This window comes from Micromonospora sp. NPDC005686 (assembly GCF_042871665.1).
Lineage (GTDB): Bacteria > Actinomycetota > Actinomycetes > Mycobacteriales > Micromonosporaceae > Micromonospora.
In genome coordinates, this window is the sequence record NZ_JBIAIY010000001.1 from 705,473 (window position 1) to 723,489 (window position 18,017).

The window sequence follows — 18,017 nt, forward strand, 5'->3', positions numbered from 1 at the left end:
CGATCGATCGTCTGCCATATGCTGCGCCGACATCCGACGCACGGGGGGCGTGTCCCGGTTGTGGCTACGCGGACGCCTCTTCGTGCATTGAAACCGAGAGGGGTCCACCGTGTCCATCGTCCGAAGAGTGCTCGGCGCACTCACCGTGGCGGCCCTGGCCGTCACCGTCTCACCCGCCGCGGCCGGCGCGGCCGAGGAGCCGGCAGGTGTCCTCCACCTGACCGTCATCGCGCCCGACGGCTCCCCGAGCCAGGGCAGTGTCGACGTGGTGGCCGCGGACAGCAGCTACGACGTCCAACTGCTCCAGTTGGACGAGTCCGGGCAGCTGCGCGTGGAGGTGCCGGCCGGCGACTACAAGATCGCCATCAGCCCGGCGTACGTCGATCCCGACCTGCCCGACGACTCGCTGCGGCAGTGGGTGCCGGGCCGGACGGACTGGGCGGGGGCCGGAACGGTCCGGGTGTCCGCGGGGGGCACGACGGACGTCTCCGAGCGCCTGCTCACGCCCAGTCCGTTGACCCTGCGGGCGCGTGACGCGGTCACCGGCGCCCTGATCGACGGCGTCTGCGTGTACGTCGACACCCGCCGCAACCTGTGCGGCGACGGTGAGGTGACGGTGCCGCCGCTCGTCCCCGGTCCGCAGGAGGTTCGGGTCTACACCGACGGCGATTCCCACCTGCCCCGCGACACCACCGTGACCGTGCTGGCCGACGGCAGCGGCAGCGCGGTGGTCGACCTGACCCCGGCCGCGCACGTGGTGTCCCGGGTGGTCGACGCGGCGACCGGCGCGCCCGTCGCCGGGGCCTGTGTGACGCCGGCGCCCGCCGGCGCCGGCGAGCTTCCGGGCAACCCCGGACGGTACTGCTCCGACGCCTCCGGGAACGTCCGCGTCGGCCTGGTCGAGGCCGGCTCCTGGAACCTGTTCGCCCGCCCCGCCCGCGGATCGGCGTACGGCGCGCAGTGGGTCGGCGCGACCGGCGGCACCGGTGACGCGAAGCAGGCCCGGGTGGTCACCCTCCGCGCCGGGCAGACGGTCACCGTGCCCCCGATCCGGCTCGACCGCGCCGGTGTCGTCACCGGCACCGTGACCAGTGCGGCCACCGGCAGCCCGGCGACCTCCGGCACCGTGACGCTCGCGCCCGAGTCAAGCGTCTACGCGGAGTGGGGAACGGACCTGGACGCGCAGGGCCGCTACCGGATCGACTGGCTCGGCCCGTACGCCTGGCCGCTGCTGTTCACCACCGCCGACAACGCCACCCAGTGGTCCGGCGGGTTCGCCCTGCGGGGCAAGGCCGTGCCGGTCACGGTCCGGGCCGGCGCCACCACCGTCTACGACGTCGCCGCGCGGCGAGGTGTCCTGGTCACCGGCCGGCTCGTCGACCCGGAGGGTCGCCCGGTGGTTGCCGAGCTGACGGTGCGCAACGCGCGTACCCGTGAGGTCGTCGGCCGCACGATCGATCGCGACGGCGAGTACGCGCTGCGCGTGCTCGGCCCCCAGCCGGTCACCGTGGCGTGGCTGTGGACGCCGCCGTACGTCAGCTACACCGGCTGGTACGACGGCGCGGCCCGCCCGGCCGACGCCACCGAGGTGACACTGCCGGGCACCGGAACGCTGCGGCTTGATGTCGAGGTCGACCGGTACCCGGCCGGCTGAGCGGCGAGCCGGCTGAGTGACACGAGCCGGTTGATCGGCAGGGGCCGGGTGGCGTGGCGGCCACCCGGCCCGGCGCCGGTCAGCGCGCCGAGTCCAGCCGGGTCCGCTGCTCGGCGGTCAGCTCCAGGTCGACGGCGGCCAGGCTCTCCTCCAACTGCGCCACCGAGGAGAAACCGACCAGCGGGATCGACGGCTGGTCCCCGCCCATCAGCCAGGCCAGCACCACCTGGTTCACCGTGGCGCCGGTCTCGGCGGCGACCGCCCGAAGCGCCGCCAGCCGGGCCGGGGTGGCGGGCACCACGTACTCCTCGCCGAGCCGCTCCGGCCGGACGTACGCGCCCTTCAGCAGCGGCGAGTACGCGACCAGCGTGAGCTGCGGCTCCGTACGCAGGTAGCTGAGCAGGTCGGGGCCGACCCAGCCGACGTCGCCGTCCGGATCCAGCTCGCTCGGCACGTCCAGCCGCCGGGGGAGGTAGCTGCGGTGGTACTGGAGCACCTCGTACCCGGGCAGGCCGGCCGCGGCGGCGAGCGCGCGGGCCCGCTCGACCCGCCAGGCGCGGTGGTTGCTGGCGCCCAGCAGCCCGACCGTGCCCTCGGCGACCAGCTCGGCGAAGCCCTCCACGGTCTCGCGCATCGGGATCGTCCGGTCCTCGATGTGGGCGTAGAGCAGGTCGATCCGCTCGACGCCGAGGCGCTCCCGGCTGCGTTCGGCGGACTCGCGGATCACCTTGGCCGACAGCCCTTCCGGGTTGTCGACGTAGCTGGTGCCCGGCGCGAGCGGGCGGGCACCCAGCTTCGTGGCGATGACCACCTCGCCGCCGATGCCGCGGCTGCGCCGCCAGCGGCCGAGCAGCTCCTCGCTCTCGCCACCCTGGCCCCCGTTGTGCCAGAAGGCGTAGTTGTCCGAGGTGTCGATGAAGGTGCCGCCCGCCTCGACGTACCGGTCGAGGATGGCGAACGAGGTGGCCTCGTCGGTGGCGGTGCCGAACAGCATCGCGCCGAGACTGAGCACGCTGACCTCGCGGCGGGTGGCCGGGTCGGTGCCGATGGTGCGGTAGCGCATGTCTTCCTCCCTGTCGGAGCGTTGCCGGTCACCCTGCCCCTTCGAGTGCGCGCGAAGTCAACAAGGGGAAGGGCCCCGGTCTCCCGGGGCCCTTCCGCCGTGTGTGACTGCTCAGTTCGGGATGTAGTCGAACTCGTCCGGGTTCGGGCCCGTCCGGCCGGCCTCGCCCCGGTCCAGCGAGGTGAGCCGCTCCATCGCGGCGTCGTCGAGCGTGAAGTCGAAGATCGCGAAGTTCTCCTCGATCCGCTTCGGGGTGGTCGACTTCGGGAAGACGATGTCGCCGCGCTGCACGTGCCAGCGCAGCACCACCTGGGCCGGGGTCCGGCCGACCTGCTCGGCCACGTCGACGACTGTCGGATCGTCGAGCACCTTGCCCTGCGCGATCGGCGACCACGCCTCGGTGAGGATGCCGTGCGCCTTGTCGTACGCCCGCACCTCCTCGTTGCCGAGGTAGGGGTGCGCCTCGATCTGGTTGACCGCCGGCACCACGTCCGCCTCGGCGGCCAGCCGCTCCAGGTGCGCGACCTGGAAGTTGGACACGCCGATCGAGCGGACCGTGCCCGCGTCGCGCAGCTCCTCCAGCACCTTCCAGGTGGAGACGAAGTCGCCGTCGTAGCGGGTGGGCAGCGGCCAGTGGATCAGGAACAGGTCGAGGTAGTCGAACTTCAGCTCCCGCAGCGACTGCTCGATCGCCTTGCGGGCGTCGTCCGGGCGGTGGAAGCCGTTGTTCAGCTTGCTGGTGACGAAGACCTCGCCGCGGTCCAGCCCGGAGGCGCGCAGCGCCTGGCCCACCTCCGCCTCGTTGCCGTACATCTGGGCGGTGTCGATGTGCCGGTAGCCGACGTCCAGCGCGGTGCCGACGGCCCGGGCGGTGTCCTTCGGCTCGATCTGGAACACGCCGAAGCCGAGCTGCGGGATGGTGTTTCCGTCGTTGAGTGCGATGTCCGGAATGTTGTTCGGGGCCATGAGAGTCATCTACCCGATCGCCACGCTTCCTCACATCGGGGACGAGTGTCAGGCCCAGATCGCCCGCGCCCACTCCGGGTGATCGACGAACGGGTTCCGGTTGCCCTGCCAGCGTTCGTATATGCGCTGGTTGCGGCGCTGCTCGAAGGCGTCCGGCGGATCCTGGTCGTTCCAGGCCAGCAGCTTCGACAGCCGTCCGAGCCGGGGCGCGGAGCCGTTCGAGACCGAGTCGTTCGGTTCCAGGTCCGGCCAGCCGTCGTCGCCCTCGTACCGGACCGCCATGTAGAGGATCATGCGGGCCACGTCGCCCTTCACCGCGTCGCGCGGCTCGAACGAGTCGGCGTCGGTGTAGCAGCCGGGCGCCTCGGCCACCGTGCCGCCGCCGGCGTCGAAGTCCTTGTTGCCGCGCAACGAGTTGACCGACACGTCCTCCGGGCGCAGGTGGTGCACGTCGGTGCCGGGGCCGGTGGCGGTGCCGAAGTCGCCGTGCGACTTGGCCCAGACGTGCTCCCGGTTCCAGTCGTTCACGCCGCCGCCGTTTGTGCTCTTGCTCTGCGACCGTCCGCTGTAGAGCAGGATCACGTTGGCCGGGTTGGCCGGGTCCTGATCGGTGTCCTTGAGCGCGTCCCACACCTGGTCGTAGCTGAGCTTGGTCTGCACCTTGATGATGCCGTGCAGCGCGGTGCGCAACGCCGGACCGGTCCGGCCGGCCGCGCCCGCGTAGTAGGCGTCGGTCGTGCCGGTCGGGCTCGGCGTCGGCGTCTGGCTCGCCGTGGGGCTCGGGGTCGGGCTCGGCGTGGCGCCGCCGCCGAGGCTCATCGCGGTCGGGTTCTTCAGCCCGCCGTGGCTGAAGTACGCGGTGAGCGCGCCGGTCGCGGTCACCTGCCGCCCGCGCAGCGACGGGTTGGTGAGCAGCCCGAAGGTGCTCCGCCAGGCGGCCGTCACCTGCACGTACAGCATCCGGCCGGTGCCGGTCTCGCCGGCCTGGTCGGCGAGCGCGATCGCGGTGTCCGCGGTGAAGCCGGAGGTGAGCACCGTGTTGGTGGCGGTGGGCTGGCCGATGACGTAGCCGGTGACGGTGGCGGTCCGGCCGTCCTGGACGGCGAGCGCCTGCGCCACGGTCAGGGTCGTCGCGGCCGACGCGGCGCCGGTCACGCCGAGCGGGATCGCGACCGCGACGGCGAGCACGACCGCCGCGATCAACCGCCCGGGTCGTGAGCGGGTGACGCGCTTCATATTCATGATCAGCGATGTTAGCCGGAATGCGGTGAACTGCGGGAGGTCACCGGGCCAACTTTTCGTCCCGGCCGGCCTCGAACAGCACCGGCCAGGGCCGGGTCGCCGGGGCGAGGAGCGCCGGCTCGCCCTGTTCGTCGGGGGCGGCGAGCGTCTCGGTGGCGAGGTGGCCGAACATCGGCGCGGCCGGGTGCGCCGCCCGGATCGGCCAGGCCGCGGAGATCCGCCGGACCAGCGGCGCGCCGGCGATCGGTCGCCAGGCGATTCGTGGTTCCCGGCGGGCCAGCGCGGCGGGCTCGACGGCCACCGCGCCGCCGGCCAGGAGCAGACCGAACAGGAACTCCGGGTTGCGCGCGGGGCGGACCCGGGCCGGGGTGAAACCGTGCTGCCGGCACACGGCCAGCAGATGCTCGTGCCAGCCGGGCGCGGTGGCCGGCGGCGCGGTGACCAGATCCATGCCGGCCAGATCGGCGAGCGCGATCTCCCGCGGCCGGGCCAGCGGAGAGGCCCGGGGCAGCAGCACACCCACCGGCACGTCCACCGGCTCGCCGAAGCGCAGCCCGGCCCCGTCGACCGGATGGTGCAGCAGGCCGACGTCCAGCCGTCCGTCCGCAAGCCTCCGGTGCTGCTCGGCGCTCGTCAGTTCGTGCAGGTCGAGGGCGAGCCCGGGCGCGCGGGCCGCGAGCGCGTCGAGCAGTGCGCGCAACGTCACGGCCGGGGTCTCCGGGGGTACGCCGGCGCGCAGCACCCCGAGCGCGCCCCGCCGAACCCGCTCGGCGAGGTGACGCAGCCGGCGCTCACCGGCCAGCAGTTCGTCGGCCTCACCGAGCAGCAACTGGCCGGCGGTGGTGAGGCCGACCTGGCGCTGCGACCTGTCGAACAGGGTGACGCCAAGCTCCCGTTCCAACCGCTGGATCGACTGGCTCAGCGGTGGCTGCGCCATGCCCAGCGTCTCGGCGGCCCGGCCGAAGTGCAGTTCCCGGGCGACCACCACGAAATGCCGCAGGTGCCGCAGCAGATCCATCCGGGCACCCTAGCGTCGTCGCTGGTTACCGTGTCGGCGTGGATGCGGGGGAGCAGGTCGCGGAGATCTTCGGACGGGCCGGGTTGCGGGGTTGCCTGCACGTCGTGGACGTGGACGACCCGGCCGGCGGTGAAGTGGCGTTGCGCGCCGACGAGCAGATCGTCATCGCGTCCATCTTCAAGATCATGCTGGTGCTGGAGTTCGCCCGGCAGGCCGCCGCCGGGCAGCTCGACCCGACCGAACGGGTGGTGGTCGGTCCCGCCGACCGGCTCGGCGGCTGGGGTGTGGCCGGCTGCGCCGACGACGTCGAGATCTCCCTGCGTGACCTCGCTTATCTGGCCATGTCGGTGAGTGACAACACGGCGGCCGACCTTCTGCTGCGCCGGGTCGGCGCGGACGTGCTGCCGATGCTGGCCGCGGAGCTGGACCTGCCGCGCACCCGGATCGTCGGCGGCCCCCGGCAACTCGCCGAGACGATGCTCTCCGACGTGGGCGCACGCACCGAGGCGGACTTCGCGCGGATCTTCCCCACGCTGTCGCCCGAACGGATCCGCGCGATGCGGGTCTTCGACCCCGAGCACACCAGCTCCAGCACCGCCCGCGAGCTGACCCGGCTGCTCCGTCTGGTGTGGCGGGACGAGGCCGGCCCGGTGCCCGCGTGCGCCATGGTCCGGGAGCTGATGGCACGGCAACTCTTCTGGACCCGGCTAGCCGCCGGCTTCCCACCCGGGGTTCGGGTCGCCGGGAAGACCGGCACTCTGCCGGGACTGCACCTCGAAGCCGGCGTCGCGGAGTACCCCGACGGTCGTAGGTATGCGATCGCGGTGGCGGTACGCAGCGAACGGCTGGCCGCCCGCCGGATCGACGTGGACCTGGCGATGGGGGAGGCGGCCCGCACCGCCGTCGACTCGTTGCGCTGATCCAGGTCGGCGCATCGGTGCTGAGCTGCGGTGATATCGGTCCGGATATCGGTCGTTGCGCTCGTCGATCTTGGACATCGCCGTCGGTCGGGTGGTGGGCTGGGCCTACCGATCACCGATCCCGAACGGGGAGGACGACACATGCCCGAGAACCGGCCGTCCGGCTACGCCCGCCGACGACTTCTACGCGACACCGCCGTCGGCGCCGCCGCCGGACTCGTCGCCGGCACCCCGGCGGGAGCCGCCGGGCCGGGCCCCGTCGCCGCGCCGAGCCGCGCCGCCGGCGGTACGCGACGCGGCGGCGCGGTGAGTTTCCGCTGGTGGGGCACCTCCGGCTGGCGCATCGACATCGGGGACCGGACGGTGCTCGTCGACCCGTACCTGAGCCGGTACGACACGGGTCTGTTCCGGAAGGCGTTCAACCCCGACACCCGGCTGACCGTGGCGGCCGACGTGGTCGACCGGCTCGCCGACCGGGCCGAGAACATCCTGGTCACCCACACCCACTGGGACCACTTCAACGACGTGCCGCACATCGCCGCCCGGACCGGCGCCCGCGTCTTCGGCACGCTCACCGCCTACCACCTCGGGCTGGCGTACGGGCTGCCGGCCGGGCAACTGGCCCCGGTCAAGGGCGGAGAGGTGCTCGACTTCGACGGGTACACGGTGGAGGTGGTCGGCTCGCTGCACAGCCGGAATCCCACCTGGTCGATGGCCTTCCCGGGGGTACGGGTCAGCCGGCCGCCCCGTCCGGAGACGATCGCCGACCTGCCCGAGGGCGACACCCTGGCGTACCAGATCCGGATCGACGGCGGGCCGTCGGTGTTCTTCATGGGTGCCAGCGACTTCGACGAGCGCAAGCTGAGCGGGCTCGCCCCGGACGTCGCGATGGTCGCCTCCGCCGCCAGCACGGCGACCGCCGACTACGTGCCCCGGCTGATGGCCGCGCTGGGCCGTCCGAAGGTCGTGGTGCCGGTGCACTGGGACAACTTCGAGACGCCGCTCACCAACCCGCCGGCGGTCGCAGACAGCGACCGGGAACGCCTCGACGCCCTCGTCGCCGAGGTGCGCCGGGTCTCGCCGCGCAGCCGCGTGCTGGTGCCCGAGTACCACACCGCGTACCGATTCTGACGGCGTCGCTCAGGAGGCCGCCAGCCGGGCGTAGACGTCGCCGGAGCGACCGGCCGGGCGGTACGTCTCCAGCAGGCGCACCAGCCCGGCCGCGTCCAGCCACCGGTCGCTCGCGAACCGCATGGTCTCCACCGGCGAGTAGTTGTAGCGGTAGCCGCCCGCCGTCGCGCCCAGCCGTTCCACCAGCTCCAGCGCGGCCAGCGCGGCGTCGTGCGCGGGCGGCAGGTACTCGAACGACAGCCCGCGCACCGGACGGCTGAGCCCGGCCAGCACATCGACCTCGAAGCCCTCGACGTCGACCTTGCAGAAGGCCGGTACGCCGTGCCGTTCGATCAGGTCGTCCAGCGTCACCACCGGCACCTCGATCGACCGGTCCCAGCGGACCCCGGCGAAGCTCGGATCGGCGGTGACCGACTCGATCCAGGACGACGACATGGTGGACACCGTCGGCGTCGCGCTCGACAGCTCCAGCCGCGCGCTCCCGGACCGGGCGCCGACGGCCGTCGGCTCGATGACCACGTCGGCGTCCCGGCCGAAGCCCAGGCGCAGCACCCGCACGCAGTCCGGCTGCGGCTCGACCGCCACCACGCGCGCGCCCAGCCGCCGCCAGGTGCGCACCCGGCCGCCGACGTGGGCGCCGATGTCGAAGGCGAGGTCGCCGGGGGAGAGGAACTGCCCGTAGAGCTGCCGGGCACGCCGGTGCTTGGCCGGCTGACCGTGGTAGACGGCCAGGGAACGGGTGATCCCCCAGGCCCGCGCGAGCATCGTCACGACATCCCTAACTGTGGTTGGTGGACTTCGGTCCGAACGCGTGCAGGAACCGGTCGCGGAACGACTCCATCGGCCAGACCGGCGCCCGCGGGTCGGGGTTGAGGCCGTCCTGCCAGTCCCACCCGGCGATGCGGTCGAGCACGGCCGGGTCCTTCGCCACGATCGTGATCGGCACGTCCTTGCCGGCGCCCTCGCCGGTCACCGCCCGGGCCGGCTGGTGGTCGCCGAGGAACACCAGCACCAGGTTCTCGTCGCCGTACCGCTGCACGTAGGAGATGAGCGTGCGCAGCGTGTAGACCACCGCCTGCCGGTACGCCTCCCGGGTGCCCTCCGCGGAGCGGTCGGCGCGCGCCGACCCCTTGTAGACCGAGCCGTCGCCGACGTCGTCCCAGTCGACCAGCGGCGGTACCGGCGTCCACGGGATGTGGCTGGACAGCAGCGGGATCTCGGCCATCACCGGTGCGTGCCCCGGTCCGCGTTCCCGGCGCTGGAACGTCGACAGCGTGTACTGGTCCGGCGGGGAGGAGAAGCTGAACAGCGGTCCCCGGTAGCCGAGCTCCTTCACGCCGTACACCTGGTCGGGGCAGAAGAACTCGGCCTCCGGCCAGGCCCGGGTGAGCGCCGGCATGACCAGCGTGGTGCGCCAGCCGGCGCGCTTGAACGCGCCGTTGAGGGTCAGGTGGTCGCTGCGGACCAGGTTGGTGTAGCGCAACTGGTTGTCCGCCCGGATGCCGCTCATCAGCGTGGCGTGCGCGAGCCAGCTCCCGCCGCCCGTGGTGGACGAGGTGAGGAACGCGCTGCGGCTGCCGTAGCCGGCCGCGCGCAACTGCCGGGTCCCCTCGTCCAGGACGGCGTCCACCTCCGGCGCGAGGTCCGGGTCCTCCAGCGCGACCCGGCCGTAGCTCTCCACGAACGTGAACAGCACGTCCTTGCCGCGCAACGCGGTCAGCAACTGCTCGCCCGGCACGTTCTGGAACGGGTCGCCGGCGAGCTGCGTGTTGAGCCTCTCCTGGTCGTTGAGGCCTGCCCGTACCTGCCGGGCCCGGTCGTAGAGGCCGGCCGCCACCGTGTCGGCGGCGACCGGGACGCCGGGCACGATCTGGGCGCCGAGCACGGCGCAGACCACCCAGGCCGCGGCGAACGCGGTGGCCGCGCGCGCGGTCACCATCCGGTTCGCGGCCACGACCCGGGTCAGCCGCCGCACCGACAGTGTCACCAGCAGCGGTACGGCGAGCACCGCGACCACCGCGAGCGCCACCGCGCCCACCTCGGCGGCGCGACCGTACGACTCGGAGAGGAACTCCGCACCCGCGCCGAGGAACGTCCAGTCGGCGATCAGGTCGAAGGAGCGGTCCAGCACCAGCGAGAACCCGAGGTCGGTGACCTTGAGGACGAGGACCAGGCCGAGCAGCACACCGAGAATCGTGGCCGCCACCCGGCGCGGACGTGCCGGCAGAACCAGCAACAGGGCGACGGCGACCAGCCCTTCCACCGGGATGCGCAGGAACGCGCCGGGACTGAACCGGTTGACGTCGCTCGGCGCGACGAGCGCCACCAGGACGAGCGCGGCGGCCAGCGCGGTGACCGTCGCGGCGACCAGCCGCCCGGCACGCTGCCGGCCGGGGGCCGCGGTGTCGTCGGTCGTGATGCGGTCGGTTGCGGTGCCGTGCCGGGTGTCGTCGTCGTCCGCCCGGGAGGACAGGTCGCTCACCGGCGTCGCCCGCCGGCCTCGGCGGGCTGCCGCGCGATCCGCACGCCCGGCGCCCACTCGGGCCGGTGGCCCGCCGGTGCGGGGGAGACCGGCGCGGCCGGGAGCGCCGCCGGGCGCCGCCGCGACGGTACGCGGTGCCGCCACAACCAGGCGACGTCGCGGCCGAACGACTCGACGAGCATCGCGAGCGCGCCGAGAAGCACCGCCACCGCCAGTGGCCGGGGCAGTACGCCCGCCGCGACCACCGCCAGCGCGATGCCCTGCGCGGCGGCGACCACCTTGCGCCAGTAGCGCGGCGGCAGCGAGCCGCGCATCCACGGCAGCACCCAGCCGGCGGCGACGAAGGCGTACCGCATCGCGCCGATCACCAGCACCCCGGCGCCCACCTGGCCGGCGACGTACCCGCAGAGGACGAGGACGAGGAAGGAGTCGACCTCCATGTCGAACCGGGCGCCCAGCGCGCTGGTCGTGCCGGTACGCCGGGCCACCTGCCCGTCGACCCAGTCGAGGGAGAGTGCCACGGCTGCCAGCGCGACCAGGAGCGGGACCGCGATCGGGCCGCGGAACGAGTCGACTGCCAACGCGGCGACGCCACCGGTGAGCGTCGCCCTGGTGAGCGTCACCCAGTCGGCCGGCCCGAGCCGGTCCGCACCCGAGCGGCGCAGCCCGTAGCCGAGTGCCGCGACCATCACCACCCCGAAGAGCAGACCGGCCAGCCAGCCGTACGCGCTCAGGCCGACCGTGCCGGCCAGGGCCGCGAGTACGCCGACCTGGAGAATCGCCCCCGCGAATGGATCAGTTCGAAGTGCGGACACCATGCCTCCGAGGTAGACGTCACGTACCACACCTGTGTACGGAGAACATGCCCGAACGGTTCGTTCTGATACCGGAAACGCGCCATGAGTAGTCGCGCCATCAGCGGCTCCGCTCGTTTGTTTGCTTGCACGTAAGTACGTACTTCCGTACCATAGCGGTCGTGGCAAGCGTGGAGGAACGGCTGGCGGCCCTGGAGGCCCAGGTGGCCCGGCTGGCCGGCGAGCGGGATGCCGAAGCCGGCGAAGCGAACAGCGAGGTCGTGCCGGCGGACGTCTTCTGGGCGCTGGGCGGCCTGAAGCAGCGGGTTCCCGCCGACGGCGCGGGCGCGGTCCTCTACACCGGCACCGTCCGCACCGGGGACCGCAACTACGACTGGCAGTACGGCGCCACCGTCGACGACCTGCTCGACGACGACTGGACGACACTGGCCGGCACGCTCACGGCGCTGGCGCATCCGGTGCGGCTGCGCCTGCTGCGGGAGATCCTCGGCGGGCGGCACGGCACCGCCGAACTGGCCGACCTGGACGGGATCGGCACCACCGGCCAGCTCCACCACCACCTGCGGCACCTCGCCGCCGCCGGCTGGCTGCGCAGCGGCGCACGCGGGCGCTACGACATACCGCCCGAGCGGGTGGTGCCGCTGCTGGCCATCCTCACCGCCGCCCGCCGCTGACCCGGCCACCCACCCCGACGGAAGGCAGCACCATGCGTACCCCGATCGTTCTCACCGTCGCCGCCGGCCTCGCCGCGGCGGCCGTGGCGGCGGTCCTGAAGCCGGAGCCCCCGCAACTGGGCCCGCAGCAGACCGGCGACGCGGACCTGGCCGCTACCGTCCGTGCCGCCGTCGACGATCCCGAAGGGCTGCGCGGTCTGGCGGTGGCCGTGATCGAGGGCGACCGGATCCGCGTGGCGGGCCTCGGCGAGCGGGCTCGCGGCGGGCCGGTCGTCGAACCGGGCACCCCGTTCGAGATCGGCTCGATCGCCAAGCCGCTCACCGGCATGCTTCTGGCCCGGCAGGTGGCGGCCGGCGCGGTCGGTCCCGACGACCGGTTGGCCGCCGTCCTGCCCGGCGTGACCGGTCCGGCCGGTGAGGTAACCCTCGCCGAACTGGCCAGTCATCGGGCCGGGCTGCCCCGGCTGGCACTCGGCTCCGCCGGCGCGATGGTCCGCACGTGGTGGGCGGCGTCCACGGCCGGGAACGCGTACGCCGGCTACGACGTGGACCGGGTCGTCGCCGCCGCCGGGAGCACCGAGCCGGGCGGCGACCGGGGCACCGTCTCCTACTCGAACTTCGGCGCGGCGCTGCTCGGCCAGGCGCTGGCGGCCCGGGCCGGCGTCGGCTACCCGGAACTGGTCCGGCGGGACGTGCTGAGTCCACTGGGCATGACCGGCACCCTGGCCGCCACCGACGCCGGGCACCTGCCGCCCCGGCGGGCCGAGGGCGCCACCGCCGCCGGCCGGTCCGCCGACCCGTGGCTGGGCGCGGGCTACGCCCCGGCCGGCGTCGGGATCTGGTCCACGGCCGAGGACCTGGCCCGGCTCACCGCCGCGATGCTCGCCGGCACGGCCCCCGGCGCCGACGCCGCCACGCCCCGCTTCGACGCCGGGGACGACCGCCGGATCGGGTACGGCTGGTTCACCAGCCGCCACGGCGACCGGGAGATCGTCTGGCACAACGGGGGAACCGGCGGCTTCCGGGCGTATCTGGGCTTCGACCGGGCCGCCGGCCGGGGCGTGGTGGTGCTCGGCAACACCACGCGCGACGTGGATCCGATCGGCCTGCGGCTGCTCGACGTCCGGGGCGACGCGGCGGACGAGTCGACCGGCCTGGACGGATGGATCGGCGCCGCGCTCGCGCTGGCGTTCACGTTCCTCGGCGGGCTGTCGCTGTGGAGCACCGCGCGGGGCGGACAGGACCGGGTGACGGTGCTCTCCGACGCGACCTGGGCGGTGGTCTCCCTGGGCCTCGGCCACCGGCTCGGCGACTGGTCGGTGGTGCCGGGCTGGATCTGGCCGCTCGGCGCCGCGCTTGCCGGAGCCGCGGTGGTGCCCGCCGTCCAGCGGTGGCGCGGGTTGCCGCTGGTGGCCGGGGCGCCGCCGTGGCAACGCTGGACCGGCGCGGCGCTGTCCGCCGCCTTCGCCGCGCTTGCCGTGGTGGTGATCGCCGCCTGAGGCCGCCGCCGTCCGACGAGCCGCACCCGCCATGGCCGAACGCAAAATCCTCGGTTCGAAGATCGCAGCGCGGCGGGAGGCCGTCACCGCGCCGGCGGTCCGGGGACCAGCCGCCAGTACTGCCGTTTGCCCTCGTCGCGGACCACCACGCCGAGCCGGGCCAGCTCCCCGTGCAGCTCCCGGGTCTCGGCGTCGTGGCCGCCGTCGAGCGCCCGCTGCCGGGCGCGCAGCAGGGCGTCCGCGCCCGGCGGCAGGTCGGGCAGCCCCTCGACCCACCTCCGGTACGCGTCCCGGTGCGGGTCCTGCCCGGTCCACGGCCAGCCCTGCCGGGTGAACGCCGCGCGCAACCGCTCGGCGTCCAGGTCGGACTTCTCCCGGGCCAGCTCGCCACCGGCGGTGTCGAGCAGCACCAGCGCCTCACCGTCGACGAACACCCCCGCCACGTCGGCGCGGGCCACGTCCCGGCCGTGCCCGTCGCGGTGCAGCCGTACCGTCCGGTGCCCGACCGTGACGGTCAGCCGCTCGCGGACCGCCACCAGCGCCACGAACAGGCCGCCGAGCAGGCCCACCCCGGCCCCGACCGGGTACGCCCGCTCGTCCGGCCAGCCGGCGAACAGCTCGAACAAGCCCTGGAACGGGAACCAGGGCAGCCCGGCGATCCAGCCGGACAGCGCCGTCAGGCCGGCACCGAGCCCGGCCCCGAGCAGTGGGAATCCCACCCACATGAACACCAGCTCGCCGCGTCCGCCGTCGACCACGACGTCCTCGCCGATTCCCCGGGCCGCCATTGTCACGACACCTCCCGGCGTAGCGTGCGGGCCAGGCCGACGGCCAGCGGCAGGAGCACCCAGACGGCGAGCGAGACGCCGAGCCGGCCCCACTGCCCGCCGGTCATCTCGGCGCCGAGCAGCGGCTCCATCGTGCGCGAGGTGTCCAGCCAGCGGGCCGGCTCACGCAGCCTGGAGATCATCGCGGACAGCAGGCTCCACACGGTGGGCAGCAGCAGGTAGGTGACGATCGCCAGCGGCGTGTTCAGCAGCAGCAGGCCGAAACCGGCGCCCATCAGCACGTTCACCACCTGGAACACGGCCGCGTGGGGCAGCAGCTGCCAGTCGAACGTCCAGGCCCCCGCTCCGCCGGTGGCGCGGGCGGCGAGCGTGCCGACGGCGGCGACGGCCAGGCTGACGAGAACCGAGGCGAGTGCGGCGAGCACCACCGCGGCGAGTTTGGCGACGATCACCCGCTCCCGGCGTGGCACCAGCGCGAACGTGGTGAGCGCGGTGCGCTGCGACCACTCGCCGGTGATGGAGAGGATGCCGAGCACCGGCAGCAGCAGGCCGGCCGGCAGCAGCGACGGGGTGAAGAAGGCGGTGAACGTCTGTTCCGGCGCGTCGAGGACGAACAGTTGCACCACCACGATCACCGCGGCGACCAGCCCGATCGTGATCAGCAGCCAGCGTCCGGCCCGGGTGTCGGCCAGCTTGCGCAGCTCCACGCCGGTCAGCCGGGCCGGCGAGGGCCCCGCGACGGCCGGGTCGTGCCGCGGCGGGGCGGTCGGAACGGCTGTGGTGGTCATCGGACGGCCTCCTTGGTCGACGCGCCGGCGGTGAGGGTGAGGAAGAGTTGTTCCAGGCCGCCGCTGCCGGCCGGGCGCAGCTCGGTGAGGACCAGTCCGGCGTCCGCCGCGGCCTGACCGACCTCGCCCGGCTCGGCCCGGACGACGAGGCCGCCGTCGGTGCCGGGGGACGCGGGCAGCGCGGCCCGGTCCAGCGTGAGGCGCAGCGCCTGCGGGTCTCGGGCGCGCACCAGCGTGCCGGCGCCGGCGAGCAGCTCGTCCTTGCCGCCCTGGGCGACCACCCGGCCGCCGCCGATCACCACCAGCCGGTCGGCCACCGCCTCCACCTCCCGCAGCAGGTGCGAGGAGAGCAGCACAGTGCCGCCCCGGTCGGCGAAGTCGCGCAGCAGGCCGCGCATCCAGAAGATCCCCTCCGGGTCGAGGCCGTTGGCCGGCTCGTCCAGGATCAGGACCCGGGGGTCGCCCAGCAGCGCCAGCGCCAGGCCGAGCCGCTGCCGCATCCCCAGGGAGTACGCGCCGACGCGGCGCCGGGCCGCGGTGTCGTTCAGCCCGACCCGGTCGAGTGCCGCCGCCACCCGCTCCCGGTCCACGCCCATGGTGCGGGCGGCGAGCGTGAGCGTCTCCCGCCCGGAGCGTCCGGCGTGCTGGGCCGACGCGTCGAGCAGCACGCCGATCTCCCGCCCCGGATTGGGCAGGTCGCGGTACGGGCGGCCGGCGACAGTCGCGTCACCCGAGGTGGGCGGCGTCATCCCGCAGATCATCCGCATCGTGGTGGACTTCCCGGCGCCGTTCGGACCCAGGAAACCGGTCACCGAGCCAGGTTCACACCGAAACGTGACATCCGCGACGGCGGTGTGCGGGCCGTACCGCTTGGTGAGTTGGTCGACTTCGATCATGCCGTCGAGCCTGCCGGGGCCACCCGGTCACGCGCTGCGGCCGGCGGTCGCCGTCACCGTCGACCTCGGTTCACCGCAGACGTCGACTTTGGTAGCTGGTAGCCGGTCCGGACGGCTTCCTAGCATGGACGGGTGACCAGCGCCGCCGTACCCGATCATCCCTGGCTCCTGCCGGGCTCCCTGGTGCCCGCCCGGGCCGCCCGGCGAACCCCGCGGGACTGGCTCGTCGACGGCCTGCTCTTCGTGGCGGCGCTGCTCTGGGTGCTCCTCGCGCACGGCGACGTCACCAGCGCCACCCCGGAGTTCGGACTCAACACCGGCCCGGCCTGGCTGGTGGAGTTCGACCTGCGGATCGGCTTCCTCATCAGCGGTGCGCTGTGGCTGCGCCGGCGCTGGCCGGTCGGGCTCGCGGTGGCGACCGCGCCGCTGGCACTCTTCTCGGTCACCGCCGGCCTGGCGCTGCTGGTCATCACGTTCACGGTGCTGGTGCACCGGCCGCTGCCGGTGGGTCTGGCCGTGGTGGGCTGGAACCTGCTGGTCCTGCCGGTCTACCTCGCCGTCCGGCCCGACCCGACCATGCCGTTCTGGGCCTCCGTGGTCTGGACCGCGCTGTGCATCGGCGTGGTGGTGGCGTGGGCGCTGTTCGTCCGGGCCCGACGCCAACTGGTGCTGTCCCTGCGGGACCGCGCCGAACGGGCCGAGGCCGAGCAGCAACTCCGGCTCGACCAGGCCCGGCAACTCGAACGCGGCCGGATCGCCCGGGAGATGCACGACGTGCTCGCCCACCGGATCTCCCTGCTCAGCCTGCACGCGGGCGCGCTGGAGTTCCGGCCGGACGCGCCGCCGGACGAGGTCGCCCGGGCGGCCGGCGTGATCCGGGCCAGCGCGCACGCCGCGCTCCAGGACCTGCGCGAGGTGATCGGCGTGCTGCGGGCCGATGTCGGCTCCGAGGCCACGCCGGAACGGCCGCAGCCCACGCTTGCCGACGTGCCGGCGCTCGTCGCGGAGAGCCGCGACGCCGGGGTACGGGTCACCGTGGTCGACGAGGTGATCGAGCAGGAGGCGGTGCCCGCGGCGATCGGGCGCAGCGCCTACCGGATCGTGCAGGAGGGGCTGACGAACGCCCGCAAGCACGCGCCCGGGGCGGTGGTGACGGTCCGGCTGGCCGGCGGCCCGGGGGAGGGGCTGGCGGTGGAGATCGTCAACCCGTGGCCCGTCGGTGCGCCCGCGACCGCCATCCCGGGCACCGGCACCGGGCTGGTCGGGATCGCCGAACGGGTCACGCTCGCCGGTGGCCGCCTGGAGCACGGGCGGGACGCCGACAGCACGTTCCGGCTGACCGCGTGGCTGCCCTGGGCGGCGGCTCAGTGAGCGCCCCGGTACGGGTGCTGATCGTCGACGACGACCCACTGGTCCGCGGCGCGCTGTCGATGATCCTCGGCGGGGTGCCCGACCTGACTGTGGTCGGCGAGGCCACCGACGGCGCCGAGGTGCCCGACGCCGTCGCCGCGTACGCCCCGGACGTGGTGCTGATGGACATCCGCATGCCCCGGGTCGACGGGCTGGCCGCCACCGAGGCGCTGCGCGCCACCGCCGAGCCGCCCGAGGTGCTGGTGCTCACCACCTTCGACGCCGACGAGCAGGTGCTGCGTGCGCTGCGCGCCGGGGCGAGCGGTTTCCTGCTCAAGGACACCCCGCCGGCCGACATCGTGGCGGCGGTACGCCGGGTCGCGGCGGGGGAGGCGACGCTGTCCCCGGCGGTGACCCGCAAACTCATCGCGCACGTCACCGGCACCGCGCCGGCGCGCGGTCCGGATCCGAAACGGGAGCGGGCGGTACGGCTGCTCGACGGGCTCTCCGAGCGGGAGCGGGAGGTCGCGGTGCTGCTCGGCCGGGGCCGGACCAACGCGGAGATCTCCGCCGAGCTGTTCATGAGCGTGGCGACGGTGAAGGCGTACGTGTCGCGTCTGCTGACGAAGCTCGACCTGAACAACCGCGTGCAGGTGGCCCTGCTGGTCCAGGACGCCGGCCTGGTCTGACTCGCCGCGTGGCGGGATTGAACTGCTGCCGTTTCCCGGCCG

17 protein-coding genes are annotated in these 18,017 nt (G+C 74.0%); 7 read left to right on the forward strand and 10 right to left on the reverse strand.

The genetic code is table 11. The features are described 5' to 3' along the window. The first annotated feature begins 109 nt into the window (after positions 1 to 109). On the forward strand, positions 110 to 1,654 hold the full coding sequence (locus ACFYON_RS03290; RefSeq protein ID WP_355047147.1) for a carboxypeptidase-like regulatory domain-containing protein: 1,545 nt from the start codon (positions 110 to 112) through the stop codon (positions 1,652 to 1,654). A gap of 79 nt (positions 1,655 to 1,733) precedes the next feature. On the opposite strand, the gene ACFYON_RS03295 is transcribed toward ACFYON_RS03290, so the two are convergent. The 4 genes from ACFYON_RS03295 to ACFYON_RS03310 form a co-directional block, all read right to left on the reverse strand. Beyond that, positions 1,734 to 2,717, reverse strand: a complete 984-nt coding sequence (locus ACFYON_RS03295) for an aldo/keto reductase (protein WP_120571446.1) — start codon at positions 2,715 to 2,717, stop codon at positions 1,734 to 1,736. A 111-nt stretch (positions 2,718 to 2,828) separates the two neighbouring features. Beyond that, positions 2,829 to 3,683 carry an aldo/keto reductase gene (locus ACFYON_RS03300; RefSeq protein ID WP_354873543.1) on the reverse strand — a complete coding sequence of 285 codons (855 nt, stop codon included), beginning with the start codon at positions 3,681 to 3,683 and terminating at the stop codon, positions 2,829 to 2,831. A 48-nt stretch (positions 3,684 to 3,731) separates the two neighbouring features. Beyond that, positions 3,732 to 4,925, reverse strand: a complete 1,194-nt coding sequence (locus ACFYON_RS03305; protein ID WP_354873366.1) for an endonuclease — start codon at positions 4,923 to 4,925, stop codon at positions 3,732 to 3,734. A 40-nt stretch (positions 4,926 to 4,965) separates the two neighbouring features. Then, a complete protein-coding gene (locus ACFYON_RS03310) occupies positions 4,966 to 5,943 on the reverse strand; it encodes a LysR substrate-binding domain-containing protein (protein ID WP_354873368.1) in 978 nt (325 codons plus the stop codon). 38 nt (positions 5,944 to 5,981) lie between these two features. Between ACFYON_RS03310 and ACFYON_RS03315 the strand changes: the two genes are divergently transcribed. Together ACFYON_RS03315 and ACFYON_RS03320 are read left to right on the forward strand one after the other, a co-directional pair. Then, positions 5,982 to 6,863, forward strand: coding sequence for a serine hydrolase (locus ACFYON_RS03315; RefSeq protein WP_354873370.1), 882 nt, complete (start codon positions 5,982 to 5,984; stop codon positions 6,861 to 6,863). A 141-nt stretch (positions 6,864 to 7,004) separates the two neighbouring features. Further along, positions 7,005 to 7,994, forward strand: coding sequence for an MBL fold metallo-hydrolase (locus tag ACFYON_RS03320; protein WP_387188976.1), 990 nt, complete (start codon positions 7,005 to 7,007; stop codon positions 7,992 to 7,994). A gap of 9 nt (positions 7,995 to 8,003) precedes the next feature. On the opposite strand, the gene ACFYON_RS03325 is transcribed toward ACFYON_RS03320, so the two are convergent. Genes ACFYON_RS03325 through ACFYON_RS03335 form a run of 3 tightly spaced genes read right to left on the reverse strand, consistent with a single transcriptional unit; the run spans position 8,004 to position 11,294 of the window. Next, a complete protein-coding gene (locus tag ACFYON_RS03325; protein ID WP_354873545.1) occupies positions 8,004 to 8,759 on the reverse strand; it encodes an FkbM family methyltransferase in 756 nt (251 codons plus the stop codon). 13 nt (positions 8,760 to 8,772) lie between these two features. After that, positions 8,773 to 10,476 (reverse strand): sulfatase, encoded by a 1,704-nt coding sequence (locus ACFYON_RS03330; protein WP_354873373.1) that lies wholly within the window; start codon positions 10,474 to 10,476, stop codon positions 8,773 to 8,775. After that, the gene (locus tag ACFYON_RS03335; RefSeq protein WP_354873375.1) at positions 10,473 to 11,294 is read right to left on the reverse strand and encodes a CDP-alcohol phosphatidyltransferase family protein; all 822 of its coding nucleotides are present in this window, start codon (positions 11,292 to 11,294) and stop codon (positions 10,473 to 10,475) included. The genes ACFYON_RS03330 and ACFYON_RS03335 overlap by 4 nt, the downstream gene beginning before the upstream one ends. A 158-nt stretch (positions 11,295 to 11,452) precedes the next feature. Between ACFYON_RS03335 and ACFYON_RS03340 the strand changes: the two genes are divergently transcribed. Further along, positions 11,453 to 11,965, forward strand: a complete 513-nt coding sequence (locus tag ACFYON_RS03340; protein WP_354873377.1) for an ArsR family transcriptional regulator — start codon at positions 11,453 to 11,455, stop codon at positions 11,963 to 11,965. A 32-nt stretch (positions 11,966 to 11,997) separates the two neighbouring features. After that, positions 11,998 to 13,464 carry a serine hydrolase domain-containing protein gene (locus tag ACFYON_RS03345; RefSeq protein WP_355014920.1) on the forward strand — a complete coding sequence of 489 codons (1,467 nt, stop codon included), beginning with the start codon at positions 11,998 to 12,000 and terminating at the stop codon, positions 13,462 to 13,464. An 83-nt stretch (positions 13,465 to 13,547) separates the two neighbouring features. Here ACFYON_RS03345 and ACFYON_RS03350 read toward each other — a convergent pair whose 3' ends face one another. The 3 genes from ACFYON_RS03350 to ACFYON_RS03360 are packed head-to-tail and all read right to left on the reverse strand — an operon-like array spanning position 13,548 to position 15,936. Beyond that, positions 13,548 to 14,252, reverse strand: a complete 705-nt coding sequence (locus ACFYON_RS03350; protein ID WP_354873381.1) for a hypothetical protein — start codon at positions 14,250 to 14,252, stop codon at positions 13,548 to 13,550. Between the two features lie 2 nt (positions 14,253 to 14,254). Further along, positions 14,255 to 15,040: an ABC transporter permease gene (locus ACFYON_RS03355; RefSeq protein WP_355014921.1), complete on the reverse strand. Its 786-nt coding sequence runs from the start codon at positions 15,038 to 15,040 to the stop codon at positions 14,255 to 14,257. Further along, positions 15,037 to 15,936: an ATP-binding cassette domain-containing protein gene (locus ACFYON_RS03360; RefSeq protein ID WP_354873385.1), complete on the reverse strand. Its 900-nt coding sequence runs from the start codon at positions 15,934 to 15,936 to the stop codon at positions 15,037 to 15,039. Before ACFYON_RS03360 ends, ACFYON_RS03355 begins: the two co-directional genes overlap by 4 nt. Positions 15,937 to 16,068: 132 nt before the next feature. Here ACFYON_RS03360 and ACFYON_RS03365 point away from each other — a divergent pair, with 132 nt between their 5' ends. Then, entirely contained in the window at positions 16,069 to 17,307 is a 1,239-nt protein-coding gene (locus ACFYON_RS03365) for a histidine kinase (protein ID WP_355014922.1), read from the forward strand. Next, positions 17,304 to 17,975 (forward strand): response regulator, encoded by a 672-nt coding sequence (locus tag ACFYON_RS03370; protein WP_387187329.1) that lies wholly within the window; start codon positions 17,304 to 17,306, stop codon positions 17,973 to 17,975. The genes ACFYON_RS03365 and ACFYON_RS03370 overlap by 4 nt, the downstream gene beginning before the upstream one ends. Positions 17,976 to 18,017: the final 42 nt, after the last annotated feature.

Bases quoted from the DNA above. Each gene is read 5' to 3' on its own strand.
- ACFYON_RS03335 (WP_354873375.1), bottom strand. From the start codon at position 11,294: ATGGTGTCCGCACTTCGAACTGATCCATTCGCGGGGGCGATTCTCCAG.
- ACFYON_RS03295 (WP_120571446.1), bottom strand. From the start codon at position 2,717: ATGCGCTACCGCACCATCGGCACCGACCCGGCCACCCGCCGCGAGGTC.
- ACFYON_RS03320 (WP_387188976.1), top strand. From the start codon at position 7,005: ATGCCCGAGAACCGGCCGTCCGGCTACGCCCGCCGACGACTTCTACGC.
- ACFYON_RS03305 (WP_354873366.1), bottom strand. From the start codon at position 4,925: ATGAATATGAAGCGCGTCACCCGCTCACGACCCGGGCGGTTGATCGCG.
- ACFYON_RS03325 (WP_354873545.1), bottom strand. From the start codon at position 8,759: ATGCTCGCGCGGGCCTGGGGGATCACCCGTTCCCTGGCCGTCTACCAC.
- ACFYON_RS03350 (WP_354873381.1), bottom strand. From the start codon at position 14,252: ATGGCGGCCCGGGGAATCGGCGAGGACGTCGTGGTCGACGGCGGACGC.
- ACFYON_RS03300 (WP_354873543.1), bottom strand. From the start codon at position 3,683: ATGGCCCCGAACAACATTCCGGACATCGCACTCAACGACGGAAACACC.
- ACFYON_RS03310 (WP_354873368.1), bottom strand. From the start codon at position 5,943: ATGGATCTGCTGCGGCACCTGCGGCATTTCGTGGTGGTCGCCCGGGAA.
- ACFYON_RS03345 (WP_355014920.1), top strand. From the start codon at position 11,998: ATGCGTACCCCGATCGTTCTCACCGTCGCCGCCGGCCTCGCCGCGGCG.
- ACFYON_RS03360 (WP_354873385.1), bottom strand. From the start codon at position 15,936: ATGATCGAAGTCGACCAACTCACCAAGCGGTACGGCCCGCACACCGCC.
- ACFYON_RS03355 (WP_355014921.1), bottom strand. From the start codon at position 15,040: ATGACCACCACAGCCGTTCCGACCGCCCCGCCGCGGCACGACCCGGCC.